General features: G+C 60.1%; 30 protein-coding genes. 9 read left to right on the top strand and 21 right to left on the bottom strand.

What is annotated here, in order from left to right:
• Positions 1 to 292 precede the first annotated feature (292 nt).
• The 5 genes from CFE428DRAFT_RS11210 to CFE428DRAFT_RS11230 all read left to right on the top strand — a co-directional run bounded on the left by CFE428DRAFT_RS11210 (position 293) and on the right by CFE428DRAFT_RS11230 (position 4,988).
• Positions 293 to 1,450: a phosphate porin gene (locus CFE428DRAFT_RS11210; RefSeq protein ID WP_006979647.1), complete on the top strand. Its 1,158-nt coding sequence runs from the start codon at positions 293 to 295 to the stop codon at positions 1,448 to 1,450.
• A 199-nt stretch (positions 1,451 to 1,649) separates the two neighbouring features.
• The gene (locus CFE428DRAFT_RS11215; RefSeq protein WP_131989267.1) at positions 1,650 to 2,975 is read left to right on the top strand and encodes an MFS transporter; all 1,326 of its coding nucleotides are present in this window, start codon (positions 1,650 to 1,652) and stop codon (positions 2,973 to 2,975) included.
• Positions 2,976 to 2,994: 19 nt separating this feature from the next.
• Complete coding sequence (locus CFE428DRAFT_RS11220; RefSeq protein WP_006979649.1) at positions 2,995 to 3,315, top strand: UxaA family hydrolase; 321 nt, start codon at positions 2,995 to 2,997, stop codon at positions 3,313 to 3,315.
• Between the two features lie 3 nt (positions 3,316 to 3,318).
• On the top strand, positions 3,319 to 4,506 hold the full coding sequence (locus CFE428DRAFT_RS11225; RefSeq protein ID WP_006979650.1) for a UxaA family hydrolase: 1,188 nt from the start codon (positions 3,319 to 3,321) through the stop codon (positions 4,504 to 4,506).
• Between the two features lie 74 nt (positions 4,507 to 4,580).
• Positions 4,581 to 4,988, top strand: a complete 408-nt coding sequence (locus CFE428DRAFT_RS11230; protein ID WP_042724778.1) for a hypothetical protein — start codon at positions 4,581 to 4,583, stop codon at positions 4,986 to 4,988.
• A gap of 85 nt (positions 4,989 to 5,073) precedes the next feature.
• Here CFE428DRAFT_RS11230 and CFE428DRAFT_RS11235 read toward each other — a convergent pair whose 3' ends face one another.
• Positions 5,074 to 5,547, bottom strand: a complete 474-nt coding sequence (locus tag CFE428DRAFT_RS11235; protein ID WP_006979652.1) for a hypothetical protein — start codon at positions 5,545 to 5,547, stop codon at positions 5,074 to 5,076.
• A gap of 191 nt (positions 5,548 to 5,738) precedes the next feature.
• On the opposite strand from CFE428DRAFT_RS11235, the gene CFE428DRAFT_RS11240 reads away from it, so the two are divergent.
• Entirely contained in the window at positions 5,739 to 6,401 is a 663-nt protein-coding gene (locus CFE428DRAFT_RS11240; protein ID WP_006979653.1) for an HAD hydrolase family protein, read from the top strand.
• Positions 6,313 to 6,630 (top strand): HAD family hydrolase, encoded by a 318-nt coding sequence (locus CFE428DRAFT_RS40410; RefSeq protein ID WP_202797408.1) that lies wholly within the window; start codon positions 6,313 to 6,315, stop codon positions 6,628 to 6,630. The genes CFE428DRAFT_RS11240 and CFE428DRAFT_RS40410 overlap by 89 nt, the downstream gene beginning before the upstream one ends.
• 190 nt (positions 6,631 to 6,820) lie before the next feature.
• Here CFE428DRAFT_RS40410 and CFE428DRAFT_RS11245 read toward each other — a convergent pair whose 3' ends face one another.
• The 7 genes from CFE428DRAFT_RS11245 to CFE428DRAFT_RS11280 all read right to left on the bottom strand — a co-directional run bounded on the left by CFE428DRAFT_RS11245 (position 6,821) and on the right by CFE428DRAFT_RS11280 (position 11,995).
• A complete protein-coding gene (locus tag CFE428DRAFT_RS11245; protein ID WP_006979655.1) occupies positions 6,821 to 7,189 on the bottom strand; it encodes a hypothetical protein in 369 nt (122 codons plus the stop codon).
• Positions 7,190 to 7,308: 119 nt separating this feature from the next.
• Entirely contained in the window at positions 7,309 to 8,130 is an 822-nt protein-coding gene (locus CFE428DRAFT_RS33445) for an alpha/beta hydrolase (RefSeq protein WP_006979656.1), read from the bottom strand.
• A 432-nt stretch (positions 8,131 to 8,562) separates the two neighbouring features.
• Positions 8,563 to 9,141, bottom strand: coding sequence for a hypothetical protein (locus tag CFE428DRAFT_RS11260; protein ID WP_006979657.1), 579 nt, complete (start codon positions 9,139 to 9,141; stop codon positions 8,563 to 8,565).
• 63 nt (positions 9,142 to 9,204) lie between these two features.
• A complete protein-coding gene (locus tag CFE428DRAFT_RS11265; RefSeq protein WP_006979658.1) occupies positions 9,205 to 10,377 on the bottom strand; it encodes a pyridoxal phosphate-dependent aminotransferase in 1,173 nt (390 codons plus the stop codon).
• A gap of 159 nt (positions 10,378 to 10,536) precedes the next feature.
• Complete coding sequence (locus tag CFE428DRAFT_RS11270; protein WP_006979659.1) at positions 10,537 to 11,016, bottom strand: Lrp/AsnC family transcriptional regulator; 480 nt, start codon at positions 11,014 to 11,016, stop codon at positions 10,537 to 10,539.
• 165 nt (positions 11,017 to 11,181) lie between these two features.
• Positions 11,182 to 11,424 (bottom strand): hypothetical protein, encoded by a 243-nt coding sequence (locus CFE428DRAFT_RS11275; protein WP_006979660.1) that lies wholly within the window; start codon positions 11,422 to 11,424, stop codon positions 11,182 to 11,184.
• Positions 11,425 to 11,641: 217 nt separating this feature from the next.
• The gene (locus CFE428DRAFT_RS11280) at positions 11,642 to 11,995 is read right to left on the bottom strand and encodes a DUF2934 domain-containing protein (RefSeq protein ID WP_006979661.1); all 354 of its coding nucleotides are present in this window, start codon (positions 11,993 to 11,995) and stop codon (positions 11,642 to 11,644) included.
• Between the two features lie 196 nt (positions 11,996 to 12,191).
• Here CFE428DRAFT_RS11280 and CFE428DRAFT_RS11285 point away from each other — a divergent pair, with 196 nt between their 5' ends.
• Entirely contained in the window at positions 12,192 to 12,716 is a 525-nt protein-coding gene (locus CFE428DRAFT_RS11285; protein ID WP_006979662.1) for a DUF4870 domain-containing protein, read from the top strand.
• Here CFE428DRAFT_RS11285 and miaA read toward each other — a convergent pair.
• The 6 genes from miaA to CFE428DRAFT_RS33450 all read right to left on the bottom strand — a co-directional run bounded on the left by miaA (position 12,703) and on the right by CFE428DRAFT_RS33450 (position 18,084).
• Entirely contained in the window at positions 12,703 to 13,620 is a 918-nt protein-coding gene (miaA, locus tag CFE428DRAFT_RS11290) for a tRNA (adenosine(37)-N6)-dimethylallyltransferase MiaA (protein ID WP_006979663.1), read from the bottom strand. The genes CFE428DRAFT_RS11285 and miaA overlap by 14 nt on opposite strands.
• A 165-nt stretch (positions 13,621 to 13,785) precedes the next feature.
• Positions 13,786 to 14,343, bottom strand: coding sequence for an RNA recognition motif domain-containing protein (locus CFE428DRAFT_RS35600; RefSeq protein WP_006979664.1), 558 nt, complete (start codon positions 14,341 to 14,343; stop codon positions 13,786 to 13,788).
• 824 nt (positions 14,344 to 15,167) lie between these two features.
• Positions 15,168 to 16,763 (bottom strand): hypothetical protein, encoded by a 1,596-nt coding sequence (locus CFE428DRAFT_RS11300; protein WP_202797409.1) that lies wholly within the window; start codon positions 16,761 to 16,763, stop codon positions 15,168 to 15,170.
• Positions 16,764 to 16,958: 195 nt separating this feature from the next.
• Positions 16,959 to 17,198, bottom strand: a complete 240-nt coding sequence (rpsR, locus tag CFE428DRAFT_RS40415; protein ID WP_006979666.1) for a 30S ribosomal protein S18 — start codon at positions 17,196 to 17,198, stop codon at positions 16,959 to 16,961.
• A 6-nt stretch (positions 17,199 to 17,204) separates the two neighbouring features.
• Complete coding sequence (rpmG, locus tag CFE428DRAFT_RS11310) at positions 17,205 to 17,378, bottom strand: 50S ribosomal protein L33 (protein ID WP_006979667.1); 174 nt, start codon at positions 17,376 to 17,378, stop codon at positions 17,205 to 17,207.
• Between the two features lie 4 nt (positions 17,379 to 17,382).
• On the bottom strand, positions 17,383 to 18,084 hold the full coding sequence (locus CFE428DRAFT_RS33450; protein WP_006979668.1) for a TraR/DksA family transcriptional regulator: 702 nt from the start codon (positions 18,082 to 18,084) through the stop codon (positions 17,383 to 17,385).
• Between the two features lie 513 nt (positions 18,085 to 18,597).
• On the opposite strand from CFE428DRAFT_RS33450, the gene CFE428DRAFT_RS11320 reads away from it, so the two are divergent.
• Positions 18,598 to 20,256, top strand: coding sequence for an FAD-dependent oxidoreductase (locus CFE428DRAFT_RS11320; protein ID WP_006979669.1), 1,659 nt, complete (start codon positions 18,598 to 18,600; stop codon positions 20,254 to 20,256).
• 81 nt (positions 20,257 to 20,337) lie between these two features.
• On the opposite strand, the gene CFE428DRAFT_RS40420 is transcribed toward CFE428DRAFT_RS11320, so the two are convergent.
• From CFE428DRAFT_RS40420 to CFE428DRAFT_RS11355, 7 genes are all read right to left on the bottom strand, one after another.
• Positions 20,338 to 20,523: an ABC-2 family transporter protein gene (locus CFE428DRAFT_RS40420; protein ID WP_006979670.1), complete on the bottom strand. Its 186-nt coding sequence runs from the start codon at positions 20,521 to 20,523 to the stop codon at positions 20,338 to 20,340.
• On the bottom strand, positions 20,520 to 21,134 hold the full coding sequence (locus CFE428DRAFT_RS11330) for an ABC transporter permease (protein ID WP_006979671.1): 615 nt from the start codon (positions 21,132 to 21,134) through the stop codon (positions 20,520 to 20,522). The genes CFE428DRAFT_RS40420 and CFE428DRAFT_RS11330 overlap by 4 nt, the downstream gene beginning before the upstream one ends.
• A 112-nt stretch (positions 21,135 to 21,246) precedes the next feature.
• The gene (locus CFE428DRAFT_RS11335) at positions 21,247 to 22,053 is read right to left on the bottom strand and encodes an ABC transporter permease (protein ID WP_006979672.1); all 807 of its coding nucleotides are present in this window, start codon (positions 22,051 to 22,053) and stop codon (positions 21,247 to 21,249) included.
• On the bottom strand, positions 22,050 to 22,940 hold the full coding sequence (pdxA, locus tag CFE428DRAFT_RS11340) for a 4-hydroxythreonine-4-phosphate dehydrogenase PdxA (RefSeq protein ID WP_006979673.1): 891 nt from the start codon (positions 22,938 to 22,940) through the stop codon (positions 22,050 to 22,052). Before pdxA ends, CFE428DRAFT_RS11335 begins: the two co-directional genes overlap by 4 nt.
• 112 nt (positions 22,941 to 23,052) lie before the next feature.
• On the bottom strand, positions 23,053 to 24,012 hold the full coding sequence (locus CFE428DRAFT_RS11345; protein WP_006979674.1) for a peptidylprolyl isomerase: 960 nt from the start codon (positions 24,010 to 24,012) through the stop codon (positions 23,053 to 23,055).
• 218 nt (positions 24,013 to 24,230) lie between these two features.
• Positions 24,231 to 24,737, bottom strand: coding sequence for a hypothetical protein (locus tag CFE428DRAFT_RS11350; RefSeq protein WP_006979675.1), 507 nt, complete (start codon positions 24,735 to 24,737; stop codon positions 24,231 to 24,233).
• A gap of 190 nt (positions 24,738 to 24,927) precedes the next feature.
• The gene (locus CFE428DRAFT_RS11355; protein ID WP_006979676.1) at positions 24,928 to 25,884 is read right to left on the bottom strand and encodes a peptidylprolyl isomerase; all 957 of its coding nucleotides are present in this window, start codon (positions 25,882 to 25,884) and stop codon (positions 24,928 to 24,930) included.
• Between the last annotated feature and the right edge of the window lie 33 nt (positions 25,885 to 25,917).

Here is a 25,917-nt window from a genome sequence, read left to right on the forward strand (position 1 = left end):
TCTCCAATCTCCGTGGGTTTTCGCGCGGAGCTGCTAGAGAGATTCGGGGTACCCACGTCGTAAATTATGGTGTAACGAGCGATAGCGGGCGCGTGAATGCCCGCCAGGTCGGTATGGCTCCGCGCAAAAACCCGCAGAAGTCAGAGGTCCTTCGACTCCGCCCATGATTCCCCGCTTCGCTCAGGATGACAGCGTTGTTGGGGCGCTTCGCGCTTTCGCTGCGACGCGTTTGCCGCAAAAATGCCGTAATCCGCCTCGACACGCGCCAGCCAAACGGTCTCACTTCCCGCCCATGAAAATTCGGGCGCTCGCTGTTCTATTGGTCTTCACTGCAGCCGGGGCGCTCCGCGCCGGCACCCCCGAAGCCGTCGTCGAAACGGCTGCGCCCAAGGGGGACGCCCTCCTCGACAAAATCTGGAGCATCCCGAAGCTCTACCGCGACGATCACAATTCGGTGATTGAGGAGTTCGATCTCATCGGCCGTTTTCAGGAGGACTATTACAACGTCGATTCCAATCGCGGCTCGACCAGCTTCTTCGAAATCCGCCGCTTCCGTTTGGGTGTGGATGCGTTCTTCGCCGAGCGTCATATCGAGGTCGAAGCCGAAGTCGATACAGCATTGCGCGCGTATCATTCGCCGTCGATTTTCTACAACCGCATGACCAATCTCTGGGTGCGGTTTCAGGCGAGCGAGGAGTTTGGTCTCCGTGTTGGCAAATTCCAGCCGCACGTCGGTTACGATCGCGAGTTCAGTAACAACTACCTCAAGACCTTCGAGCGCGGTTTCTTCGACGACCAGCTCATCGGCACGACCGATTACATCACCGGCGCGGAAGTGAGCGGCAAGTTCGGACATTTCGGGTACCTCGCCGCGGTTTACTCCACGGACGTCGACAAGGAGTTCGGTCAGTTTGACGGTGGGCAGGCATATCAGGCGGAGATCAATTACGACTTCTCCAAGCCGTGGAATGCGAAGAAAGCCTTGTGGGTGCTCGATTACCTGCACGCCGACGGCAAGAACGAGAACACCAACGTTTTCACGAACTACCGGAACGTGCTCGTCACCTATCTCGATTTGGAAAAGGGCCGTTTCAGCCTGGTCCCGCAGTTTGCCTACGGCGAGCAGGTGGCGGGCAAAGGCGACGTGTATAGCCTGCAGCTCATGCCGGGCTACATGATCACCGATAAGCTCGAATTCTTCGTGCGCTATCAGCTCGGCCTCGCCTCGGAGAGCAACGGCATCTCCACGCTCAATCGCCAGCAGAAGACGGTGGGCGTTTTCACCGGCGACACCTATAACGCCTGTTATCTCGGCCTCAATTACTATGTCTACGGCCACCGCTTGAAGTTGATGTTCGCGGAAGAGTACGCCCGATTGAGTGGCGGCACCGGACCATCGGCGGGATACAGCGGCTGGACGACGCTGGTCGGGCTGCGGTTGTTTTTCTAGGAGCGGTCGGGGCGCTCTGGTAGCGGCGAATAGGAGGAATAGGAGAGATGGGAAAAATAGGGCTCCTATCGCTCCCATCCTTCCTATTTTTCCTATGCCATCGGACAGAATGGGAGCGGCGCAGCGCGTTTCCCCGCGAAAAAAACCAAAGGGTGCAATGCTCCACGGGGTGGAGTAGATGTTGCGTCCCCCTCAGACCATGTCCTCCCCCGATTCTTTCCCGAGCGCCCGCGTGACGCCGCAGCAGGTGAAATCCGGCCTCGCCGCGTGGTTGGGCTGGATGTTCGACGGGCTCGACATGCACCTCTACACGCTCGTCGCGCTGCCTTTCGTCGCCGAGTTGATGAGCGTGAGCCCGTCGAACCCGGGAGCTTCGACGAAAGCTTCCCTTATCCAGGGTGCATTTCTTTTTGGCTGGGCGATGGGCGGGGCGGTCTTCGGCCGCATTGGTGATCTCCTCGGACGCAGCCGCACGCTGACTCTCACCATCCTCACCTACGCCCTTTTCACCGGCCTCTCGTTCTTCGCGCAGACTTGGTGGCATTTGCTGATCTTCCGTTTCCTTGCGGCGCTGGGCATCGGCGGGGAATGGGCCGTCGGTGCGTCGTTGCTGGCCGAGACCTGGCCGTCGCGCTGGCGTCCGTGGCTGGCGGCGATCCTGCAATCGGCAGTCAACACCGGGGTACTCCTGGCCTGCTTCTCCGGTTGGCTGCTCGCGGGCGCGCCCTATCGTGCCATCTTCCTCGTCGGCATCGTGCCGGCGTTGCTTACCCTTTGGATCCGCCGCGCGGTGCCGGAGCCGGAAGTCTGGGCTTCGGCGGCGAGCCACACGTCCGGCGAAAGGCCCGGTTTGAAAGCGTTGTTCGGCCCGGAACTGCGGCGCACCACTTGTGTCGTCATTGCGGTTTGCGCCCTCGGTCTCACCGCCCACTGGGCGCTGATGTTCTGGCACTCCGCCCACCTGCGCGCCCTGGCGCGTGACGCCGGTTGGCCGAAGGAACGCATCGACGTGCTGGCGAATCACGCTCTCTACCTGCTCACCATCGGCGCGATCATCGGTAATTTCCTCGCCGGGTGGCTCGCGCGCTACATCGGCTATCGCCGGGCCATCGCTGCCAATTTCGCCGCCTACTTCATCTTCATGATGGCTGCCTACGGTGTGGTGCGCGATGCGAACGGCGTGCTCTTCTGGCTGCCCTTCCTCGGCGCGGCGCAAGGCGCCTTCGCGCTCTTCACCATGTGTCTGCCGCCGCTTTTCCCGACGCTGCTGCGCACGACTGGCGCGGGCTTTTGTTACAATATCGGACGCGTCTTCGCCGCGGCGGGCACGGTGGTCTTCGGGTTGTTCGCCCACGTCGGCACCGGTGCGGGAGAGATCTGCGATCACCGATTGGCGCTGCTCTACTCCGGTACGTTGTTCCTGCCGGCGGCGCTGGTCGCGTGGTTTTGGTTGCCGGAAAAGAGCGACGTCTGCGCGGTCGAGGAACCGGTGGTGAATCCGTCATTGGCGGTGCCGGAACCCTGAATTACGCTGCGCCCCTTCGATGACTGTTCCCTCTGATCCCCGCCTGCTGCGTCTGCATCCCGCTGACAACGTGCTCACGGTGATTGCCACGCTCGAATCCGGCGCGCGCATCCGCGTGGGAGATGCCGAGGTCGTTGTCCCGACGCGTCTGCCGATCGGGCACAAGATCGCCGCCCGCGCCCTTCACGCCGGGGAGAAGATCGTGAAATACGGTGCGCCCATCGGCTCCGCTTCGCGCGACATCGCCGCAGGTGAACACGCCCACACGCACAATGTGCAGAGCGATTACCTGCCCACCTTTTTGCGCGAGGATCAGACGCGCTTTTTTGCCCAGCACTGACTCATGACCGGTTATTTACGCAGCGACGGACGCAAGGGAATTCGAAACGTCACCGTCGTCGTCTATCTCGTGGAATGCGCGCACCATGTCGCGCGCGAAGTCGTCTTCCCATCGCGCGAGCAAGGCGTGCATCTGCTCGGCTTTCCCGGCTGTTATCCGAATGCCTACGCGCACCGCATGCTCAAGCAGCTCTGCACGCACCCGAATGTCGGCGCGGCCTTGCTCGTCTCGCTGGGCTGCGAAGGTTTCAATCGCAAGAACCTGCTCGAGGAAATCCGTGCCACCGGCCGGCCGGCGGATGTGCTGGTGATCCAGGATACCGGCGGCACGCGGAAGACCATCGAGGAAGGCCGGGCGTGGATCGCGCAGGCATTGGAGAAAACGGCGCAAGTACCCCGCGTGCCGATGACAGTGAGCGATCTCGTGGTGGGAACGGTGTGCGGCGGTTCGGATGCGACCAGTGGCATCACGGCGAATCCGGCTGTGGGGCGTGCTTTCGATCAGCTCGTGCAGAATGGCGCCCGGGTCGTTTTCGAAGAGACGGGTGAGTTGATCGGATGCGAGCAGATCATGGCCATGCGCGCCGCGCGCCCGGAACTGGCTTCGGAGCTGATTGCCTGCGTGGAAAAGGCGGGCCGCTATTATTCCACGCTCGGTCACGGCAGCTTCGCGCCGGGCAATGCGGAAGGCGGCCTCACCACGATCGAAGAGAAATCCATGGGCGCCTACAGCAAGAGCGGTAACTCGCCGATCAGCGGCATTCTCAAGCCGGGCGACGTGCCGCCGAGCGCGGGGTTGTATTTGCTCGATGTCGTGCCCGACGGCGAAGTGCGCTGGGGTTTTCCGAATATCAGCGACATCCAGGAAATCGGCGAACTCATTGCCTGTGGCTCGCACGTCACGCTCTTTACCACCGGGCGCGGATCGGTCGTCGGCTCGGCGATTTCGCCGGTGATCAAGATTTGCGCGAACCCGGAGACCTATCGTCGCCTTAACGAGGACATGGACATCAACGCCGGGCGGATTCTCGAAGGCGCGGCGACGCTCGATGAAGTGGGCCGGGAAATCTATGATCGCATCGTGCGTGTAGCGGAAGGCGAGAAGACCGCGAGCGAGGCCATGGGGCATGCGGAGTTCTCGCTCGTCTACAAGAGTTTCGAGCCGCTCGGGCCGGCGTGTTTGCCCGGTTGAGGAGATCAAATTACGGCAACGTCGCGGCAAATGCTTGACCCCCGCGGGTTTGTCCCGTTGCCTCGCCTTTTGTCATGCCTGCTCTTCGTTCTTTCGCGCTCCTCCTGGCCGTCACTTTGACCGGCTGTTCGATGTTTCACAGCGATGATTCCAACCAGGCGACGGCCGACAACGCGCCGGCGAAGAAGAACTCCTCATGGTGGCTGCTGGGCAAGCGCGGACCGCAGGATGCCACGGAGTACCTCGAGTATCAGCGCGTGCACTCCGAGAAGGACAAGTCGCTCACCGCTCTTCTCGTTCGCAACACGCACCTGAACAAACCAGTCGAGGGTGATATCCGTACAACCATTGAGACCGGGACGAACGAGAGCAAGGTGGACAACATGCACTTCTACCTGGGCCCCAACGAGACGAAGAAGGTGCTCGTGTATCCGACTTCCACGCGACTGACGTACGAGGTTTCGGCGTTTTTTAAAGAGTAGTGCCAGGAGCCAAGAGCCAGGTGGCGGCACAATCTGCGTAGGGCAGCGGAACACTCGGCTCTCGTTACTTGACTCCTGGCACTCCTTATTCCTTCGGCGGATGGCCGGTGTGCAACGCTTTCTCGAGCTCGGTGGTGAGGATGTTCTGCAGCACGGTCATGGCCTTGTCGCTGGCCGAGGTTCGGATGTAGACCGTTCCTTTTTTCAACTCGATGGAGGCTTCCTCGGTGGACGCGACGCGGATGATGAGAACTTTTTTCACGTCGCGCTCGAGGGCGTCCTTGCCGACCTGATCGCGCCCGACGTCGCTCAATGCGCCAACGATCCGGTTGGCAATGATGTAGAGGTTGCTCCACGCATGTGCGTTGTCACCGAAGCTGTCGGCATCGACCTCGAGGATGACTTTGACGTCGGTATTTTCCTCGATCTGGTGGGCAGCGGACGGGAAGGTTTGTTTATTGGCTTTCTCGACCTCACGATGGATGTCGAAGGATTGGGCGTGGAGCGCGGAACAGGTGCTACTCAGGATGACCGCGAAAAGAACGAACACGCGATTCATGGTTTTCCTTAGCAAGCGGGTAGACCGGCGCGGGGTCAAGTGGTGTTTCGGCCCGGGGGATTTAAACGTAGAGACACTAACGACCGGTGGCAAAGTGGCGGATTGTCTCCGCGCGTTCTCATGGCATCAGTAAAGGCGCCCAGACTTCCGCGCATGCGGCAATGGAGCTCCACCTTCTTTCACCTAAATCCATGGATCACGATTTGAAACCGAACATCCGGCTTTTGCTGGCCGACGTCGATGGGACCCTGGTCGATAGTAAAAAGCGAATCACCGAGCGGGCCTGTCGCGCGATTGGTGCGTTGCGCGAGGCAGGGATCGAGTTTGCCGTGACGAGCGGGCGCCCGCCACGGGGCATGAAAATGATCGCCGATGCGGTCGATCTCACGGCGCCCATCGCCGCCTTCAATGGCGGCACCCTGGTTCGCCCTGGGGACTTCGGGGTCCTCGAAAGTCTTACCTTGGAACGAAGCATAGCGGAGCGGGTGATCGCGCGATTGGAAAAGGAGGGTTTGGATGTGTGGGTCTATGCGGGACTGGATTGGTATTTACGTGATCCCGATGCCCCGCATCGCGCCCAGGAGGAACGGACGGTTCAGTTTGCGCCCACGGTCGTGACCGACTTTCAAGCCGCGTTGCAGCAGGGTGTGGCCAAGGTCGTAGGTGTTTCCGACGACTTGGACCTGGCCCGGCGGGTCGAGAAAAGCGTTCAGGAGGAATTCGGCGAGACGATGTGCTGCAAGCAATCGAATCCCGTCCGGCAGCATGATTCGGCGCATCCATTCGAGGGCGAGGTGGCCGCCGCCCAGGTCGCAACCTTACTATCTGGACGTCACCCATCCCCGAGCGAATAAGGGCAGCGTCGTCGAAACGCTGGCGAAAATGCGGAATCTCCCCACCGCGCAGATCGCGACCATCGGAGACATGCCGAATGACATTTTGATGTTCAAGAAATCCGGCTTCTCGGTCGCCATGGGACAGGCGAATGATCAGGTCAAGAGCGCTGCCACGCGCGTCACCAGTGGGCTGGATGACGAAGGTTTCGCGAACGCGGTGGAGCGGTTCATTCTGGGGGACGAATAGGAGCGGCGATGAATCGCCGCGGTGAAGTGGCAAGCTGTTCCGGAGGGACAGAGGAAATATTCGGAGACGCAACCGATCGATGCGGCAATCGATGCGGCGGCACAAAAAAATTCCCGCCGGATGCGGAAGCACCCGGCGGGATGTTGTGAATTGTCACCACACTTCCGCGTGGCTGACGATGGAGTGAGTCTTAGTGAAACTCGATGGTGAAGCCCGAGCGGTGATGAACTTCGCCGTGCCACTTGAGCTCGGAGTTCACGTGACGGAGTTCGTCGCGAATCCCGTCGATCTCACCGCGCACGCGGTCGCCGTGATAGTGGCGGTCATGCAATTCATCGTCCACGCGCTTGAGATCTCTGCGGATGTCGTCCAGTTCGTCGCGGACATGGCGCCCGCCGCGGACGTTGGCTTCGTCATGCAGGTGGCCATACCATTCCCAGAGGCTGTGCACATCGGAGCGAAGGTCGTCGTCGTGCCAGTGGTCGTCGCGGGCCTGGAGGGCCGGTACCGTGGAGAGCAGAGCGGCGGCAATGCCAAGGGTGAGAAGGGTTCGTTTCATAAGAGTTTGTGTGACTATCGTGAGAAGTGAGACGCGCGAGTGTATAGGTTATTCAGGTGTTCCGGAGCAATCGAAAGCGAGCGCTTTCGAGGGGTGGGAACAATCACGTAGGAACCGGATCACGAAGCTTTCGCCGGCGTCTCGAGACTCTTCTTGTGGAATTCGAAAACCTTCGGGCCGAGTAATTGGTAATAGCGGACCGAATCGTGCGCGACGTCGGGCACGACCTGGTAGTCGTGCGGGATGTGCAGTTCCTCGAGTTCATCGTGCAGCGCCTTGTTTTTCGCGAGCAGACTGTCGAGGGCGCCGCAGCCGATGCGGATGTGCGTTTGGCCGCGCAACTTGTCGGCATTCTGGCGGGCGAGCTGCATAGGGTGTTCGGCTGCGGATTTTTGCGTGTCACCGCCGAAGATTTGCGAGAGCAGATTCCCGGCGGGATCGATGAGGGCGCCGGCATTGATGACGACGGTGCCGAAGAGTTCCGGATATTTGAAGCCGAGATGCGCGGCGCCGAATCCACCCATGGAAAAGCCTTCGATGACGCGGCCTTCGCGCGAGGCCACGGTGCGATAGGTCTGGTCGATGTGCGGAATGAGATCCTTGATGATCACGCTTTCCATCGGCACCTGTCCGTCGGCGGAATCGCAATAGAAACTGCGTACCATCCCATTCACCAGGACGACGATCGCCGACGGCATGACACCCTCTGTGACCGCTTCCTCGACATGCGGGACGAACATCAGCGCACCACCTCGCTGATTGGCGCCCATGCCATGCAGCCAGTAGATAACCGGGTAACGTTTCGCGGTGTCCTTCTCGTAATCCGCAGGGAGCGAGATAAGGTAACTGACCTCGTGGCCGAGCACTTTGCTGGCGAAGGTCTTGTATAGGGTGCCGTTCGGTGCGGTGTGGTTGGATTCGATCCATTCCGGCTTTGACATCTCCCTCTGGGGCCGCGCCGGCGGTTGGCCGGGAGCGGGTGGTTGCTGTGCGTGGCTCGTTGCGAGGCCGAGCCAAAGGGAAAGGCCGCAAAGTGCGGTGCGGAGACTCCATCGGAGAGAGAAGTTTTCCATGGTCATAGAAGGTGGGATGACGGGTGAGTTTCGGCGGAAGAATTCCGGCGGGAGTGGCGTGGAAGCCGATTCATACAACCGATATTTTCTTGTTGGGTTGCGGGGGAAGGAGATGTTTCAGGGTTTGCAGGAAGTTCAAAGCACGGCCGCGCTTTACCCTTTCGTTGCCTTCTCGTTCCCAAGCTCCATGCTTGGGAACGTACTTGTCTGCGAAGCTTCGCTTCGATAGGTGCGTGAGCCAGGAAGCTGGAGCTTGGGCACGAGGGCAATCCCGTTTCGAGATTCGTTTTGAGAGACGCTCTAAAACTGGGAGGCAGTGAACCAGATCAATCCGGAGCTGGCGTCCACTCCCATCGCCGCCTCGCTGCTCGTTCCACCACCGGTGGGTTCCCAATGGTGGCTTTCGTAGAGTCGCAGATGGCCGCTCGGTGGCTTCCACCATGCGGGGGCGTTGGGATTGTGCCGGCCGTCGAAATCACTCAGCGTCTCTCGTGCTGGGACGAAGCCTTTGGCGATGTGTTTTTCGACTTCCTCCGGTGATGCTTTGAGCAGGAGCCATTGCACGGCGGCGTCTCCGACGACGAGCTGGCGGGCCTTGAGCACCGTGATCCCGGCTGGAGGCGCGACCCCAAAGTCGGCCGCATAGGCCGCTTTGAGGTCTGCCTCGGAGGTGGGGTCCCAAGGGCGCCAGACGAAGTACATGATCGCGACGAAGGCGACCATCAGGACGGCGACTGTGGCCAGAGTGATGGCGATTGTCCGTTTGACGACCTTCCACTCTCGCAGAAGGCACGCCACGATCAGCACGATTGAACCAACCGCGCCGGCCGCCAGAATGATAAAAACACCAGCCACCAGCATCAGTCCTTCCAAGTGCATGTCGTCGGGTCGGGGATGATCGACGCTGAAGCGTCTTGAAAGAGACGCGTGGGCCGGGAGCGCTTACTTCTTCGACTCAGCGACAAACTCGCCGATGCGGTCCATGGCGACCTTGATCTGGTCGAGGCTGGTGGCGTAGCAGCAGCGGACGAAGCCTTCGCCGCTCGCGCCGAAGGCCGGGCCGGGGACGCAGGCAACTTTCTTTTTCTCCAGCAGACCGAGCGAGAATTCGCGGCTGGTCAGGCCGGTGCTGCTGATATTCGGGAAGATGTAGAAAGCGCCGACCGGCTTGTGGCAACTGAGGCCGAGATCGTTGAAGGCGCGGACGATGTAGTTGCGGCGATGCTCGTACTCGCGGCGCATGGAATCGACACCGTGCGCGCCGTGCTCGAGCGCTTCGATCGCCGCGTCCTGCGACGTGGTGTTTGCGCAGAGGATCGCGTACTGATGGATCTTCATCATCGCGTCGGTGAGCCAGCCCGGCGCACAGGCATAGCCGATGCGCCAGCCAGTCATGGCAAACGCCTTGGAGAAGCCGTGCAGGAAGACGCAGCGTTCGCGCATGCCGGGGAGCGAGGCAATGCTCACGTGCTCGGCATTGTCGTAAGTGAGCTCGCTGTAAATTTCGTCGGTGAGGACGATGAGATCGTGATCGATGCAAAGGCGCGCGATCTTCTCGAGCTCGGCGCGGGTCTGCGTGGCGCCCGTGGGATTGCACGGGAAATTGAGCATGAGCACCTTCGAGCGCGGCGTGATGTGCGCGGCGAGCGCCTCGGCGGTGAGACGAAATTGATCCTCGGCGCGCGTGGGCACCGCGACCGCTTTGCCGTGGGCCATGACGACACTCGGCGAATAGCTCACGTAACAGGGTTCGTGATAGAGCACTTCATCGCCGGGATTGAGGACGGCGCGCAGGGCGAGGTCGATGGCTTCGCTGACGCCGACGGTGATGATGACTTCGGTGCGCGGGTCGTAGCCGACGTGGAAGTGCTTCTGCACGTATTTGCAGATGGAGGCGCGCAACTCGGGCAGGCCGAGGTTCGAGGTGTAGTGCGTGCGGCCGTGCTCGAGCGAGTAGATGGCCGCTTCACGGATGTGCCAGGGTGTGTCGAAATCAGGTTCGCCGACGCCGAGGGAAATAACTTCCTTTTCCTGCGCCACGATGTCGAAGAATTCGCGAATGCCGGACTTGGGAATGTCGCGAATGTGATTCGCGATGTGTTTATTGAAGGTCATGAAAAATTTAGGATTTGGGATTTAACAGTTGGGATTTGAGGGAAGCCGGGATGCCGCGCTTTCCCGCGGGAGGACGGAATGATCGAGCCGCGGTCGGACGCGGCTATCGAGCTCGGGCTGCCCAAATGCTAAATGCCAAATGATAAATGCGGAATGACCTCATGGCGTGACGGCGAGGCGCTCCGCCTTGATCTCGCGGGTGAGGGAAACGCCGTTTTCCTTGTAAGTCTTGAGACGGAAACGCGTGGCGGTGGAGATGACGCCTTTGATGGTGCTGAGCTTTTCCGCGATGAAGGTGGCGATCTCCTGAAGATTGGCGCCCTCGAGAATGACGAGCAGGTCATAGCCGCCGCTCATGAGGTAGCAGCTCTGCACTTCGGAAAATTTCGCGATGCGTTCCGCGAGGCGATCGAAGCCACCCCCACGCTCGGGTGTGATCTTCACTTCGACGACGGCGGTGACGATGGAGCCGGAGACTTTTTGCGAATCGACGACGGCCTGGTAACCGAGGATCACACCATCGGACTCCAGCTTCGCGAGACGATCGAGGACTTCGCTCTCGGAAAGATTCAGTTCGCGAGCGAGGTCCGCAGTCGAGGTGCGGGCGTTTTGGCGGAGTAGGGCGATGAGTGGATCCATGGATGGGATGGAATGCCGAGCATACACAGGCCGCGGGCGCGGTCAGGGAAAATCTCGCAGGGAAAGAAAACCGCGAATGGACGCCAACGAACGCGAATCGATCAGAACGCCTCGGCCCGACGCCACTGATTCGTGTTCACTCGTGCCTATTCGCGGTTCAAACAGTCAGCGAGCCTCGAGAAAGGCCAGGGCCTTGTCGTAGCTGCAGCGCTCGAAATAGTGCCGAAGTTGCGGGTCGACCGGAGGCGGGAGTTGCTGCTGGAGTGCGGCGATTTGTTCCGAGACGGCGCGCAGACGCTCGAGATGACCGGCCGGGTCCCGGGCGTACCATTCGCGATCCGCAATGACGGCGAGCCGCTCGCGCAGGGCGGCGACGAGGGATTGCTGAATGGTGGGCGAGGCGGACATGCGGGAATAGTAAGGCGGGATGAGCGGGTGTCGAGGGCGAGGGGGTATTTCTTAATCCTAATCTTAATCTTACTCTTAATCCCCTCCGTTCCCCGACCGGAAGAGAGATTATGATTACGATTAAGATTAAGAATTCCTCGCGCTGTCCTCTCCAAAAAAGGTGGGCGCCGACGGATCAGCGTCCTCCAAAGGTTGATTCGCGCGCAGTGCGCTGGAATCAGGCCCCCTTCTTCGCCTTCCGGGGCTTGGCGCTCTCCGTCAGGAGTTGGCGCTCGGCTTCGAGCCAGTCCTGATGTTCGTCGCCGGGGATACCGTGATGGCGGCGCTTTTCGGAGATAAAATAAGCGCGCAGGGCGACGTCTTCGCGAGTGAAAGAGGAGACCTTGGGAGCGGTTATCTTGGTCGTCCGTTTGGCTTTGGCGGCGGGAGCTTTCGGCTTTTTGACTCCGTTTTTCGTCTTCGGGGCGGCTTTGATGGCCCGCTTCACGGGAGCCGGTGCCGGCGTCGATACTTCGGGCGTAGCGGCCGCGGGAGCGACCGATTTCGGGGTGCTGTCGGTTTTCTTGGGCATAATCTACAAATGGGCTGTTGAAGATCGCCTGGGGTGACCACCTGTTCTTACAGAACGGGAAGAAAGAACAGATTTCTGTATAATCGCCTTATTCCCCAACGTAAATAATGAAAGTTGCTCTGTCGGCTGTAGCTTTCAACGCTACCGCGATGGATTGACACCGACCACGCTAGTTTTAACCTCATCACACATATCTATGTCCGACCCTACCGCTCCGTCTTCGTTGCCGCCTGAGTCGAATCCCGCCCCTGCCGCTGGCGCCGGCGCCCCACCACTTCCGCCGCAACCTGCAACCACGGATGCCTCCACGGCCTCGCCCGGAGCGTCCGCCACTGGCCTGGCACCGAACATTGCCGCCGCCTTGGCTAGCTTCTTTACGCTCATCGGAGGCATTGCCTTTCTGATGCTGGAAAGAAAAGACAAGTTCGTCCGCTTCTACGCGATGCAATCCGTTTTCCTCGGTGGCTTTTGGGTCGCGCTTTGGATCGGCCTCGCGATCGTCTTCCTCATATTGCATGGCATTCCGCTAATTGGGACGCTGCTTTGGCTGGCCGGCATTGTCATTCGGTTAGCGTTTCTGTGTGTCTGGGCCTTCACGGTGTACAAGGCATTTAGCGGGAAGGAATGGGAAATTCCTTACTTGGGCAAGCTGGCCCGGCAGCAACTGGCTAAAATGGAGTCGACAACGCCGGACGTTCCGACGGCTCCTACGGCGTCTTGATCATCGCCGTGGCCTGAGTGGCCAGGCGATCAGCCAGCTCTTCTGCAGCCACGCTGGAGATGTCGATCATCTCCAGCGCTGGCTCGCGGCGGAACCAGGTCATTTGCCGCTTGGCATATTGCCGTGTCGCCTGGGCGATGGCGGCGATGCACTGGGCGCGGCTGATTTCGCCGCGGAGATGCGCCTGAATTTCCCGCAGCCCGAGCACCTGGCCGGCGGTGGGACCGAGTTCGTCGCATGATGCGACTTCGTCGAGGACCCCAGCGTCAAACATCGCGGCGGTGCGGCGTTCGATGCGGGCGTGGAGGAGTTCGCGATCGAGGGTGAGGACGACGCCGCCAAGCGCAGAGGTTTCGGCGGACCATTGTTCGCGGAAGCTGGAGAATGGGCGGCCGGTGAGGAGGCAGACTTCCAATGCGCGGATGACGCGCCGCGGGTTCTCGAGATCGATATGCTTCACGCCGTCGGGGTCGAGTTCGGCGAACTGGCGCTGCAGATCGGCCAGTGGGCGGGTTTCCAATTCGGCGCGGATCGTGGCATCGGCGCCGGGGAGATCGGCGAGTCCTCGCATGAGTGCGCGCAGATACATGCCAGTGCCGCCGACGACGATGGGGATTTTCTGACGCGCTCGGATCGCGGCGATGGATTCGCGGGCGAGGGCGAGATACTGCGAGACGTCGAAGGATTGCGTCAGCGGGATTTCACCGACGAGATGATGCGGGATGCGGGCGCGCAGTTCGGGGGAAGGCTTCGCGGTGAGGAGGTCGAGGTCACGATAGATTTGGAAGGCATCGGCGCCGACGATCTCGCCACCACAGCGCTCGGCGACCGCCACGGCGAGGTCGGATTTTCCGACAGCGGTGGGGCCGGCGATGATGACGGAGTCGGTGGGAGAGGGTGGCACGAAGAGAGGGCTCTCTTAATCTTAATCGTAATCATAATCTTAATCCCAACGCTCTCGGGGAGAGATTAAGATTAAGATTACGATTAAGATTAAGAAAAAATTCCCGCCAAAAAAAGAAGCCCACCGTTTCCGGTGGGCTTCGAAGGTTGCTTTGGGCGATCTCGCTTACCCGCGGTAGTTGGGTTCGCGTTCGCTGGTTTTGGCACCACTGACGACGAGTTTGCGGCCCATGAATTCCTTGTCGTGCAACTCGACGACGGCACGCTTGGCTTCATCGACCGTGGTCATGGTGACGAAACCGAAGCCTTTGGACTTCTCGTTGTACTTGTGGCTTACGATCTCGGCGCTTTTCACCGTGCCGACTCCATTGAAGAGTTCGGAGAGGTCGCTCTCGGTGGCGTCGTAGCTCAGGTTGCCGACGTAAAGCTTCGGCGAGGTGACCTCGACGGCTTCAGGCTTGCGCACCGGCCGTGCCTCGCGGGGAGGCGCCGAAGCGGAGCCCCGGTTCTGCGCCGAGCCGTTGGCATTGCCATTGGTGGAGGCGGGAGCGGATTTGGCGGGTTTCGAGCTGAAGAAAGAGACCAGCTTCTGCCAGAATGTTTTCTTCGCGGGTGGGGTTTGGGTTGCGGGACGGGAGGTGGTGGTTTCGTTGCGCGGGCGTGAGGAGCGGCGCGGTCCGCGGCCGGAGCGGCGGCCCGAGCCACGGGAGTCGTTTGATCTCATCGGAATGGTTATTTACGTTTCGAGGTGTTGCGATGCCCGGGAAGCGCACGCGAGGTGCACGGATCCTGAATGGGTGCCGGGCGCTCTTTCGAACGGGAGCGCCGCGGGAGGCCACTGTGGGAAGACTTCGCCGGGGGATGTGAGAGTAAGCCGCTATTTGACGCGTCCTTCCGAGCCACCAGGGGCAGAGCAACCAAATGCATTGCCACACTGGGGAAAAACAACCGAGGGGGAGGAACAGGATTTTGTTCATGGAATCGGTTGCTGGCTGAGGGAAATTCAAGCGCGCCAAGCCTTTGGCTAGCTCACACCCGGAAACCACGTAAGGCAGTTTGAAGGGTTCGGCAAGGCCGAAATGTCGTAAGGTGTCGTAATTTTGAAAGAATTTTATCGGATGTGAGGCAATCCGGCAGGATGCGCTCCCTAATTTTTCCCGCGAAAGCGACGAAACACTCGACCTGCGTCCCTATCGTTTGGCCTAAGCATTACCCACATCTTTGCTCGGTCTATGGAGGCGATACGGATAGCGCCTTGGGAGCGGCGACCCCGCCATGGCGGGGTCGCCGACCGAAACAAACGCGCGGAGCGCCATCTTTGGGGCGTCGCTCCGCGAGGCAGGGTCTTTTCTAGAAAGTCGCCCCTCCCAGTGAGCCGCAGCCGATTTTCCCCGCTGTCCCTAAACCTCAAAAAGATGTGGGTAATGCTTAGGATAGCGCCCTCCGCGCTGCTCGCCCATTACCAACCTTCCACTATTCCCCTCCGCCACCTCGGCCCTCTGCGTCTCTGCAGTGCTAACTTGAAAAGTGTACGCAGCTTGCGGAAATTCAGGCGGCGAGTTTGGTGAGTTCTATGGTGTTGGCGTCGGCGGCGGCGAGGAGGGCGGTGATGGTCTGGCGCCCCTTTTCAGTCAGGACATAGCGATGGGTGCGGCTGACTTTGGAGACGAGGCCATGCTGGCGCAAAAGCAAGATGCGCCGGCCGGTTTTGCGGGCGTTTTGCTTTTCTTTCTGAGCGGAAGTCTTGCTCGGATAAAGGCGATGGCGCAGGTCACGGTTGCGAAAGCCGTTGATGGCCCACTCCCCGCGATTGACCGCGCGCAGCAAAGCGGCATCGTCGGGAGAAAGTGGATTGAGTGCCCGCCAACGTTGCGGGCCGTGGCGGTGAGATTGGCAAACTGATTTGGTCCAGGTCAAAAGTGGGATCGTCGAGTGGACCGCGGACAGTGCTCCCAGGTAACGTTCGTTGGCCGCGCGGGAGACCTCCGCTCGCCGGGGCAGATCACAGACACTGCGTCGTAATACGCGCCAATCCTTTTCTCCCTGGGGTTGGTTTTCCGCGCGCCGGTAAGCGCGAAAATCCAGCGGGTTGTTGATCGTCGTTTCCACCCGCAGCACGGATCCTTGCTTGTCGTAGAGTTTGATGGAGTTGCCGCCCACGCTGTGTTTGATGCGCACTCCCTCGGGCCGTTGTTTGAGATCGCTGATGACCTCGCCGGCAAAACGCGGATCCACCCTTCCGGTCGTCGGCACCTTGCGGCCCAAGAAGCGCATGACGTCAGGCGAACTGAAACTACGCAACCCGTGATGGATCAGACTCGGATAGAGGCGGGCCAGATCCGCCGGATCGCGAAACAAGCAATCGGTGGCAAACTCGCTCTCCGCCACACTCCAGTAATACTGCAAATGCAAGGGACGGCGGATCAGGGCGCTCTGGGGATGGGTTTGCTGGAGCAAGCCCTCCAGAGTCCGCCGCCAGTCCCAGTGGACCTGGGCATCGAGCAGGCGTTGCGCGGCCCCCGGGTCTTCGACCCAGAGCAGGGCGTTCTCCCGTTTGCGATAGGCGATCCCCGCCGCCTCCAACTGTCGAGCCAGCCAGTGCCGACCGTTGAGGCAAACATCCACCCGGAAAGGAAACCAGCTCTGGAGCCGCACATGCATGAAACCGAAAGTCGCGTGCGCGAAATAAAAGTAGAAATGCAGGCACTTGCGCACCTCCATGCGAAACTCAAAGCCGCTGGCCTCGCGCTGGCGCCGTAAAGCGTAAGCCTGGCAAGGTTCGACCGCTTTGAAGATCCCAATGAGCCCTTCCTGGATCCCATCCCGGGCGGCAAGCTCTCGGGCCGCCTGCTCTTTGCTGCGCGCGCTGGAGGGCAGATAAATCAGCGGCCGGGCCAGCTCGGCCGCCAAAGCCTCCGCCGAGGCCTTGACCTTCGCCGTCAGCTTCTCCACCAAGCCTGCATAGTCGCGATAGCGCAAATGCTGCGCACACAGATAGGCTTCCATGACCGTCGGACAATAAAGCTCCCGCAGCGTCCCGCGCAGACGCAAGCGGTCAAACCCGTGTAAAATCCCGCTCACTTTGCTCCCCAGCTGCGATAGAAAACTGGCGGAGGCGTTGGTCGATGAAGTGGTTGTTCTCATAAACTCCATCCGATTCGGCTAACGCTTCCGCGTCTATCCAGTTCCCCCCGAACCAACACCCCTTTGGTTGCGGCTCCGCCGCGCTGTGCCTCTGCGTTTTCCCCCCTGATAGCGCCTCCCAAAAAAGTACGGCAAAAAAGCGCGCTCCCTTGCGAGAGCGCGCTTGGAAAAGAGGGTCGGCTTGCGCCGCTAAAGTCAGCGCATGAGCAGCACCGCACGGGCGCGCTTGATCTCGCGCGTGATCTTGCGGTGAAAGTGCGCCGGCATACCGGTGAGGCGGCGGGGCAGGATCTTGCCGCTCTCGGTCACGAACTTCTTGAGGATGTCCGGATTCTTGTAATCGAGCGCCTCGAGGGCGATATCGATCCGGCGCCGCGGCATGATGCGGTTGGCCTTGCGGAAGTTGGAACGGCGTTGCGGAGTTTTCGGCTGCATAACGGATTACTTGGTTTCCCGGTGAAGCGTGTGGCGCTTCAGGTTGGGATTATACTTCTTCTTTTCGAGCCGGTTCGGGGTGTTCGGGCTCTTCTTGTTGCGCGTGGAGATGTAGCGCGAGATGGGTTTGCCTTCGGCTTTCGCCTCGGTGCATTCCAGGATGATGAATTCGCGGGCCATGATCTTATTCCTTGGGTTCGCTGACCGTTTCTTCTTCTTCGTTTTCCGCCGGCTCTTCGTCGGTCAGGCCGAAGAGTGAGGTGACGGGGACGCGGGCGCGGGTGACTTTGCCCTGCTTCTCAATTTGGGATTGGCATTCGACGGTATAGCGCGCGAAAGGCAGCGCCTCGAGGCGCGGGTGCGCGATCGGTTTGCCACTCATTTCGCAGACACCATAGGTGCCGAGTTCGATGCGCTTGAGCGCTTCTTCGATTTCGTAAAGAGCGTCCTGCTCTTGCGAGAGGAGGCTCAAGGCGAAATCACGGTCGTAAGCGTCGCTGCCGGCGTCGGCCTGGTGCATGCCAAACGCGCTGGCCTCGCTGCCTTCGGCGCGGGTGCGAAGGTTATCCTTGGCCACACCCATCATCGAGTCGAGCATGGAATCACGGAGTTGGAGCAACCGATCCTTCTGCTTGATCAGGAAAGGCGTGAGGACGACCTTCTTCGGCGGCGCGGGCTTGCCGTTGGTCTTGGGTTCCGGATTGGCCGCGACTTTCTCGCCGTTGGCCTTCGCGGGGGCCTTGGCCACCGGCTTTTCAGCCTTCGGTTTCGGCTCTGGCTTGGTTTTCGCCGCCTTGGCTGCAGGCTTCTTCGCACTCTTCACCGGTTTGGTGTGAGCGGACTTTTTAGCTTTCGCAGCGGGTTTGGCGGGCTTGGATTTTGCCATAAAAATTGCGGGGAGAGATCGATCTGTGGCGGGAGCAGGGAAAATGAGGCGCGTTACATAATGGCTTTCCCCATAGGGCGCAAGGGGAAAGGAAACCTATTTTTCAGCAGTCTTCGGGCCCGATTCAGGCCCGTTTCTTTACGGAGTTCAGGGCAGGTTTCCAGTCATTTCGCACTCGGCCAGAAATCCGTCCCCAACGCCACCTTATTAATCGCAGGTCCCGTGCCGGGCGGATTGGGAAGGGCGAAGGGGAAGTTGAGAGTTGATGGTTGAGAGTTGAGAGCGCCGCCGCGCTGCCGCCTTTTTGTGACGCTCCGCGTCAGGATAGATTTCGATAACCGGGCGCGGAGCGGCCTCTTCCGCGGAAACGTGGCGGACTCTCAACTCTCAATTGTCCCCACGGCACCGCGGACCTGTCGCTTCGCTCCAGTATCAACCCTCAACTTTCCTCACCCGCTCCTGTCCAAAAAGGCGACTTCCGGACTATACGAATATCACCCCTTTTCCCCACTCATGACCTCCCGCCGCCACGCTATTACCATTCTCGGTCTTTCCATCGCTGCCCTCGTCTTTCCGGCTTCCGCCGATGAGGCAGGGCCCGGGCTTCACTATTACTACCCAGTGCCTGCGGCCAATCCGGCCCAGACCCTGAATGTTGACGTCTGCGTCTACGGGGGAACGCCGGGGGGCGTCGCGGCCGCGGTGCAGGCGCGTCGGATGGGGAAAACAGCCGCGCTGGCGGTTTTCCGTCGGCATGTCGGCGGCATGACCTCGGGCGGTCTCACCGCGATGGATCTCGGCAACGGAGCGGCGATCGGCGGATTGGCCCATGAATTCATCGAGAGCGCCCGCCAGGCGAAACGAGAGGCCAAAAACAATCCCAGCCCGGAACTCGGATTCCGTCCGTCGCAGGCCGAGGAGATTTTCCGCGCCATGCTTCGGACAGCGGACGTGCCGGTTTATTTCGAGCATCGCCTCAAAACGGTGGAGAAGGAGGGCACGCGCATCACCGCGCTGGTCTTCGAGAATGGCGACCGCATTGAAGCCAAAATGTTCGTCGATGCGACCTACGAGGGGGATCTCTTCGCCCGGGCGGGCGTGAAATACTTCGTGGGGCGCGAGGGGAACGACGTCTATGGCGAGACGCTCAACGGCTTCCACATCGCCAAGACCCACCAGTTCCGTTTTCCAGTCGACCCGTATCGCACTCCCGGAGACCCGGCGAGCGGAGTACTGCCAGGCATTACGCCCGGACCGCTTCCTGCCACGGGTACGGGCGACAAGCGCGTGCAGGGTTACAATTTCCGCATGTGGGCGGTGAAGGCCGAAGCTGGTCTTCCGTGGCCGAAGCCGGAGGGATATCGGCGCGAGGATTACGCGCTGCTCGAGCGCTATCTCAACACAGACCCAAACGCGACGTGGGAGTTCACCTACAAGAGCGGTCCGGTGAAGCTCAACGTCGGCGATTGCAACAATGCGGGGCCGATCTCCACCGACTTCGTGGGCGGCGCCGATGCCTGGCCGGAGGCCGATTACGCAACGCGCGAGAAAATCTTTCAGGCGCACCTGACGTATCAAGAGGGCATGATGTGGTTCCTGGCGAATGACAGCGCGGTGCCGCAGCGGGTCCGGGAGTTTGTGCAAAAGTTCGGTCTGCCGAAGACGGAATTCACGGAAACCGGCGGCTGGCCGCATGAACTCTACGTGCGTGAGGGCCGCCGGATGATTTCCGATTATGTGATGACGGAAAAGAATTGCCGCCGACAGGTCGTGGCCGAGGACAGCGTTGGGCTGGCCAGCTATCAGATGGATTCTCATCACACCTCGCGGGTCATCGTGGATGGCAAAGCCATGGCCGAAGGATGTCTCGAAGGCGCGGTGAAGCTGCCGTACCCGGTGAGCTATCGAAGCATCGTGCCGCGCGAAGCCGAATGCGCCAACCTGCTCGTGCCGGTGTGCCTGGCCTCCACGCATGTGGCCTACGGGTCCATCCGCATGGAGCCGGTCTTCATGATCCTTGGTCAGTCGGCCGCGACCGCCGCGGTGCTGGCGATCGATGGCGGGACCGACGTGCAAAAGGTGAACTACGCGACCTTGCGCGAGCGCCTGCTCAAGGACGGTCAGATCCTCGACTGGAGCGCCGAGCCTGCGGCTCCGCCGAAGGCGAACTGAGAGGTTGCATAGGAGGAAGAGGAAGTATGGGAGAAATAGAACTCCTATAATTCCTATCCCCCCTATTCTTCCTATGCTTTCCTACGAACTCGCCGACGAATAGCGCCGGAGGGCAAAGCGCCAGAAACCACGCGTCAATGCGACGACGAAGACCGTGCCGATGGCCAATTGCAACAAGCCGGCCCAAGGCGATTCCATCGCCCGGGCGAGGGTGCGCGCGGGCACATTGGCGACGATGATCACCGGGATGAAATAGGTGAAGATCACCTTGAAACGCTGAAGGGGAAAATGCTGTCCGGAAAGCGGGCGATATTGAAGACGTTGAAGTAACCGTAGATGAGCCCCTGCGCGCGGACGATCCAGAAAGCCACGGTGGCCAGCCCAAACATGACGGCATAGTGAATGGCTACGCCGAACGAGATGGCCACGACGTAGAGCGCGATCTGCATGGCCGAAGGGACGACATGCAATTTGGCCAGCGAGAAAACCACGATCGCCACGCCGACCAGCGCGTTGACGATATTATCCATGCCGAACTTGCGTGTGGAGACGGCGAACTGGGCATCCACGGGGAGCAGCAGGTTCAAGTCGAGCCGTCCGGTGCGGATGAGTTCAGGCAACTCCGCCAGATTCACATAAAAGAACGCCTGGAAGATTTGCGAAGTGATCTGGTGGGTGCCAACGAGCAACACGCATTCCCACTTCGACCAACCGGCGATGTTGCTGACCTGCCCGTAAATCACCTCGAGGAAAACGATCTGCCCAAGGAACCAGAGGAATTCCACGACCATCCAGAGAAGGAAATTGGCCTTGAAGTTCATCTCGCGGATCAGCGAGTTGCGAACCATCAGCCAGTAGATCTCCAGATATCGGGACATGTCGTTGCGGGGAGTTTTAAGTTTTAAGTGTTCAGTTTTAAGAAGGGCAATGCGGGAAATCGACGGCGTATGGAAGGGCTTTACTTAAGACTTAAAACTGAACACTGAAAACTCATCCACCCACCGCCTGATACTTCCGCACCCCCTGGCTCCACATCGTGCGGGCGGCGAACCAGGCGAGCAGCAGCCAGCCGGCTTGGATGAGAAGGCCTTGCACGACCGCGGGGCCTTGCACGCGTTCCATGAAAATCTGCGCGGGGAAGAAAAGTTCGTAGGTGAAGGGCGACCACTTGATGAAGCCCTGCAGCGCGGCGGGCATGACATCGAGGGGGAAGACGTGGCCGCTGAGGAAGAACTCAAACGAGTAGAGGATGAAGACGATGGTCGAGATCTCCAGCACCCAAAAGGCGATCATGGCCAGCGAGTAGGCGATGAAGAATTGGAGGAAGCCGGCCATGAGGGTCGACGCGGTGAAGGCCAGCCAGGTGATGGCGTGGGCCGGCAACTGGATGTGATCGCGCAGAAACCAGGCGAGCACGATGATCGGCACGAGCACGACCGCGATGTAGAGCATCCGGTAGCTGAGAAAGAGCATGATCCGATAGCCCAGGTAGTTCAGCGGCTTGGTGAGATACGCGCTGATCTTGCCATCGCGAATCTCCGCCGCGATCTGCCATTCGTCCTCCGTGGGCGTGATCAGATTTTCGAGGAAAACCGTGAGCATGAAATAGAAGATCATCGACGAGTAGTCGTAGCCGTTGATCCCCGCACCCTTGGTCTGAAAGATCGCCTTCCAAAGGAAGATGGCACCGACGAGCGGCACGATGCCGAAGACCGCGCGGAGCAGGAAATTCCAGCGGTAAACAAAGGTATTCTGCACGCCGATATCGAAGACCTTGAGGTATTTTGCGAACGTCATGGCTGCGCTTTTTTGCCGGCGAGTTCGGCGGCGAGATTGATCGCGGCGATCATGCTGTCCGGCCGTGCGATGTCTTTGCCGGCGATCTCGAAGGCAGTGCCGTGGTCCGGGCTGGTGCGCGGGAAGGGGAGCCCGAGAGTGACATTCACGCCGCTGTCGAAGGCGTGGAGCTTCAGCGGGATGAGTCCCTGGTCGTGATACATGCAGAGCACGCCGTCGAATTCGCCACCGGCTGCGCGATGGAAGACGGTGTCTGGCGAGATGGGGCCGATGCACTCGGCGGTGTCGCCCAGTTCGCCGCGGAGCAGGGCTACTGCCGGCTCGATGAGTTCGATCTCTTCGCGGCCGAGAGCGCCGGATTCTCCAGCGTGCGGATTCAACCCTGCTACGGCGAGGCGCGGTTTGCGGTCGAGTCGGAGGAGGAGGAAATCGGCCAGTAAGTGGCCGACGCGGATGATCTCGGAAGACGAAAGACTCTCCGCAACGGTGCGCAAAGGGATATGCGCGGTGACCAGCGCCACGGTGAGCGCGCCACCGGTAAGGCACATGGCGAAATTTTCCTCCTTCGCCCGCGCGGCGTAAAATTCCGTCTGCCCGGGAAACTCGAAGCCGATCGCTTGCATCCGCGCTTTATGGATCGGCCCGGTGACCACCGCGGCAATCTCGCCGGCCAAGGCGAGTCGTGCACTTTCTTCGAGCGCTTCACGCGCCGCACGTGCAGTCGATTCGGTGGGCGCACCCGGCTTCGCTCCATCCGATGAACCGATGACGCGGTATTGAAAATCCTTGTTCAGCCGGCCCGACGCGAGAGCGGCCTTGATGATTTCCGGGCCGATGCCCGCAGCATCGCCCAAGGTCAACCCGATGGTTTTGGGTGATGCACTCATTAGAGAGGATCTTCTTAATCTTAATCTTACTCGTAATCTTAATCTGCAATCCAACCCAAGGGATTAAGATTAAGATTAGGATTAAGATTAAGAACCGTCGCTTCGCCGGCCTTTAATACATCTTGATGTAAGCCTTCCGCCGCAGCTTCGCGAGCCAATCTGCCTGCTGCTGCTGGCGCTCGGTCTGGAGCAACACCTTCTCGATTTCGTCGTGCACGTCCTTTAGCGGCTTCACCGTGGCCGGCTTCTTCGCCTCGCAATACAGCAGGTAATAGCTGCCGCCGAGTTCCACCACCTGGCTCATTTCGCCGGGCTTCAGCGAGAAGGCGGTCTTCGTCAGGCTTTCGTTGAGCTTCTTGCGATCAATCCAGCCCCAGTCGCCGTACTGCTCCTGCGAGCTGTCTTCCGAATACATGCGCGCGAGGTCGCCGAATTCCGCCCCGCCGACGATCTTCTGGCGAATCTCGTCGATCATCTTGCGGCGCGAATCGTTCTCCACCCCGCGGATGGCGATCATGCGCAGCTTCATTTGCTCCGGTTGGCTGTATTCCTCGAGGTGCTCCTTGTAGTAGGCAGTGATCTTCGCGTCAGGGACGGAGGTTGCGCCCTTGACCGCCTGCTTGCGCATTTCCGAGACGATGATCATGTCCTTTTGCAGATCGCGAAATTTTTCCAGCGTGTAGTTCTGCGCGGCCAGCGTGCGCAGGAACGCCTGGCGGTCATTGCCAAATTCATCCTTGATGATCCCCTGGATGCGATCGTCGATGAAGTAATCCGGGATGGTGTAACCCTTGGTCTTGAACTCCTGGATGATGAGCGCGCGATCGATCAGGTCATTGATCGCCTCGGTGCGGATCTCCTTGATCTTCTCGACCAACTCCTGCCCCTTCAGCGTCTCGTGTGCTTGTTTTTCCTTCGGGCCAACGAGCTCGCGCACCTGCGAGAACGTCACGACATCGCTGTTCACCACGGCAGCGATCCCGTCGAGCACTTCCTGAGCGCGCGCGGTGAACGTGGATATTGCCAGACCGATGCAAACCAGGGAAAGAGGAATAAGGCGGGATGGCGACATGATGATGGCAGAAAATGAGCCGGAAAAATTAGGGTGGCTCGCCTCAAAGTCAAGAGACGACGCCATGGGGGAAAACCCGGAGGTGCCGGGCACCCTCTGTAGCAGCGGTCTATGGACAGTTGCAAGCCGCGACCCTTGACCGCCAAAAAAATTGCGCCGCCATCGAAACCGATGGCGGCGCGGAAGGGATCTGTTTTTGCCGGTATTGTGGAATCGACCTAGGATGCCGCTTTCAGCGACTTCTGGATCGCGTCGATTTCCTTCTCGTGCTTCGACAACTCCGAGTCGTTGAACCAGTAGGTGATGACGAGCACCTTCTGCTTGATGGAGACGATCAGGATGGTGACGGTGCACGGACCGTCTTCATCCTTGCCTTTGATCGTCACGCTTTCAGTCGGGAAGCCGTTGACGTCGCCCTTGCCGGTCTTCTCCGTGGAGTCGTTGATCTTGACCTTGTGCTCCTTGAGCATGTCCTTGGTCGCGTCGATGTCGGCCTGGACGCCTTTGTCGGTGCCCGCGGCGACGATCGAGAGATAGAACGAGCCATCTTTGGATTGCGCCTCCACGCCGTTGTCGACGGCTTCGGGTTTCCAGCTACCCGGGATGTCGACGGTGGCCACGGCGAAGTCGGCGTTCGGCAGTTTGAATTCCTTGCCAAAAAGCGAGCCGGTATGGAGGAGGCACGCTGCGGCGAGGAGCGTAGGAAGGAATGTGCGGATTTTCATAGTAGGTGCGGTGGAGATGTTTGGCTGGCAAGTGGAGCGCCAGACGCTGTAGTCTTAAGACTGCGGCGCGTATGTCAGGGAATTGCCGCTTTTCGTCAATCTGGAATTTAAGTAAAATTACGGAAATTCTCAATTGACGCCCGGATCCTAACTCTGCCTCAGACTTCGAACCGCTCGGTAATGTGCCCGCCTAGAAAACCTTGATATACGCCTTCCGCCGCAGCTTCTGCAGCCAGTCGCTCACCATCTGCTGGCGCTCGCCCTTCACCAGCGTCGTCGGGGTGTTGCCCCCAAGTTCGTTGACGGTTCTCGTGACCGCGCCCTTTTTGGCCGCGCAATTCAGCAGGTAAAAATTCCCACCTTGTTCGATAATCGGGCTGGTCTCGCCGACCTTCAGGGCGAACGCGGCCTTGGTCAGGGTTTCGTTGATCGTCCTGCGGTCGATCCAGCCCCACTCGCCGTAGGTTTCCTGGGAGCTGTCTTCCGAATACATGCGCGCCAGATCGCCAAACTCCGCGCCCTCGGTGAGCTTCTGTCTGATGTTCTCCATGAACTTGCGCTGACCCTCATCGTTGCCATGGACCATGATGACCCGTAGCCGCATTTGCTCCGGTTGACTGCTGGCCAGCGCCGCCGATGGCCGGTAGGCGGCGTTGACTTTTTCCACCGTCGGCTGCTCCGTGGCACCTTTCGCCGCCTGCTTGCGCATTTCCTGCACGATGATGTTGTCCCGCTGGATTTCGCTAAATCTCTGCAGGGAGAGCCCCTGGGCCTGCAGCGCGCGGAGGAAGGCCGGGCGATTGCCGTGAAATCGGCTTTTGATGAGCGCCTCGATCTCATCATCGATGAAATGCTCCGGGATGGAGTAGCCCTTGCTCTTGAAATCCTGGAGGATGAGCTGCCTGTCGATGAGTTCATTGACCGCCGCCGTGCGGACTTCCTTGATGCGTTTGGTCAGTGCCTGATCCTGCAGGGTATCGTGAGCCTGCTGCTCCTTGGCCGCGGTCAGGTCGCGCACCTGCTTGTAGGTGATGATGTCGCTATTCACGACCGCCGCCAGCCCATCGAGCACCTCCTCCTTGGCCAGGAGAGCGGGTGCGAAGCAGAGCGAGAAGCAGGTGAGCGAAAGGAGAAGCGGACGGCGCATGGGGCGAGAACGTAGGAACTCCGGCGCGCAGCG

It is taken from the genome of Chthoniobacter flavus Ellin428, from assembly GCF_000173075.1.
In the GTDB taxonomy this organism is placed as follows: Bacteria; Verrucomicrobiota; Verrucomicrobiia; order Chthoniobacterales; family Chthoniobacteraceae; genus Chthoniobacter; species Chthoniobacter flavus.

What these genes read in the sequence shown, in the direction of transcription:
- CFE428DRAFT_RS11345 (WP_006979674.1), bottom strand. Translation starts at nt 24,012, where the DNA reads ATGTCGCCATCCCGCCTTATTCCTCTTTCCCTGGTTTGCATCGGTCTG.
- rpsR (WP_006979666.1), bottom strand. Translation starts at nt 17,198, where the DNA reads ATGCAGCCGAAAACTCCGCAACGCCGTTCCAACTTCCGCAAGGCCAAC.
- CFE428DRAFT_RS11225 (WP_006979650.1), top strand. Translation starts at nt 3,319, where the DNA reads ATGACCGGTTATTTACGCAGCGACGGACGCAAGGGAATTCGAAACGTC.
- CFE428DRAFT_RS11240 (WP_006979653.1), top strand. Translation starts at nt 5,739, where the DNA reads ATGGATCACGATTTGAAACCGAACATCCGGCTTTTGCTGGCCGACGTC.
- CFE428DRAFT_RS11350 (WP_006979675.1), bottom strand. Translation starts at nt 24,737, where the DNA reads ATGAAAATCCGCACATTCCTTCCTACGCTCCTCGCCGCAGCGTGCCTC.
- CFE428DRAFT_RS33450 (WP_006979668.1), bottom strand. Translation starts at nt 18,084, where the DNA reads ATGGCAAAATCCAAGCCCGCCAAACCCGCTGCGAAAGCTAAAAAGTCC.
- CFE428DRAFT_RS11270 (WP_006979659.1), bottom strand. Translation starts at nt 11,016, where the DNA reads ATGGATCCACTCATCGCCCTACTCCGCCAAAACGCCCGCACCTCGACT.
- CFE428DRAFT_RS11320 (WP_006979669.1), top strand. Translation starts at nt 18,598, where the DNA reads ATGACCTCCCGCCGCCACGCTATTACCATTCTCGGTCTTTCCATCGCT.
- CFE428DRAFT_RS35600 (WP_006979664.1), bottom strand. Translation starts at nt 14,343, where the DNA reads ATGAGATCAAACGACTCCCGTGGCTCGGGCCGCCGCTCCGGCCGCGGA.
- CFE428DRAFT_RS11210 (WP_006979647.1), top strand. Translation starts at nt 293, where the DNA reads ATGAAAATTCGGGCGCTCGCTGTTCTATTGGTCTTCACTGCAGCCGGG.
- CFE428DRAFT_RS11300 (WP_202797409.1), bottom strand. Translation starts at nt 16,763, where the DNA reads ATGAGAACAACCACTTCATCGACCAACGCCTCCGCCAGTTTTCTATCG.
- CFE428DRAFT_RS40410 (WP_202797408.1), top strand. Translation starts at nt 6,313, where the DNA reads ATGATTCGGCGCATCCATTCGAGGGCGAGGTGGCCGCCGCCCAGGTCG.
- CFE428DRAFT_RS11230 (WP_042724778.1), top strand. Translation starts at nt 4,581, where the DNA reads ATGCCTGCTCTTCGTTCTTTCGCGCTCCTCCTGGCCGTCACTTTGACC.
- CFE428DRAFT_RS11335 (WP_006979672.1), bottom strand. Translation starts at nt 22,053, where the DNA reads ATGACGTTCGCAAAATACCTCAAGGTCTTCGATATCGGCGTGCAGAAT.
- CFE428DRAFT_RS11330 (WP_006979671.1), bottom strand. Translation starts at nt 21,134, where the DNA reads ATGTCCCGATATCTGGAGATCTACTGGCTGATGGTTCGCAACTCGCTG.
- CFE428DRAFT_RS11280 (WP_006979661.1), bottom strand. Translation starts at nt 11,995, where the DNA reads ATGCCCAAGAAAACCGACAGCACCCCGAAATCGGTCGCTCCCGCGGCC.
- rpmG (WP_006979667.1), bottom strand. Translation starts at nt 17,378, where the DNA reads ATGGCCCGCGAATTCATCATCCTGGAATGCACCGAGGCGAAAGCCGAA.
- CFE428DRAFT_RS33445 (WP_006979656.1), bottom strand. Translation starts at nt 8,130, where the DNA reads ATGTCAAAGCCGGAATGGATCGAATCCAACCACACCGCACCGAACGGC.
- CFE428DRAFT_RS11265 (WP_006979658.1), bottom strand. Translation starts at nt 10,377, where the DNA reads ATGACCTTCAATAAACACATCGCGAATCACATTCGCGACATTCCCAAG.
- pdxA (WP_006979673.1), bottom strand. Translation starts at nt 22,940, where the DNA reads ATGAGTGCATCACCCAAAACCATCGGGTTGACCTTGGGCGATGCTGCG.
- CFE428DRAFT_RS11355 (WP_006979676.1), bottom strand. Translation starts at nt 25,884, where the DNA reads ATGCGCCGTCCGCTTCTCCTTTCGCTCACCTGCTTCTCGCTCTGCTTC.
- CFE428DRAFT_RS11260 (WP_006979657.1), bottom strand. Translation starts at nt 9,141, where the DNA reads ATGCACTTGGAAGGACTGATGCTGGTGGCTGGTGTTTTTATCATTCTG.
- CFE428DRAFT_RS11245 (WP_006979655.1), bottom strand. Translation starts at nt 7,189, where the DNA reads ATGAAACGAACCCTTCTCACCCTTGGCATTGCCGCCGCTCTGCTCTCC.
- CFE428DRAFT_RS11215 (WP_131989267.1), top strand. Translation starts at nt 1,650, where the DNA reads ATGTCCTCCCCCGATTCTTTCCCGAGCGCCCGCGTGACGCCGCAGCAG.
- CFE428DRAFT_RS11285 (WP_006979662.1), top strand. Translation starts at nt 12,192, where the DNA reads ATGTCCGACCCTACCGCTCCGTCTTCGTTGCCGCCTGAGTCGAATCCC.
- CFE428DRAFT_RS11275 (WP_006979660.1), bottom strand. Translation starts at nt 11,424, where the DNA reads ATGTCCGCCTCGCCCACCATTCAGCAATCCCTCGTCGCCGCCCTGCGC.
- CFE428DRAFT_RS11220 (WP_006979649.1), top strand. Translation starts at nt 2,995, where the DNA reads ATGACTGTTCCCTCTGATCCCCGCCTGCTGCGTCTGCATCCCGCTGAC.
- CFE428DRAFT_RS11235 (WP_006979652.1), bottom strand. Translation starts at nt 5,547, where the DNA reads ATGAATCGCGTGTTCGTTCTTTTCGCGGTCATCCTGAGTAGCACCTGT.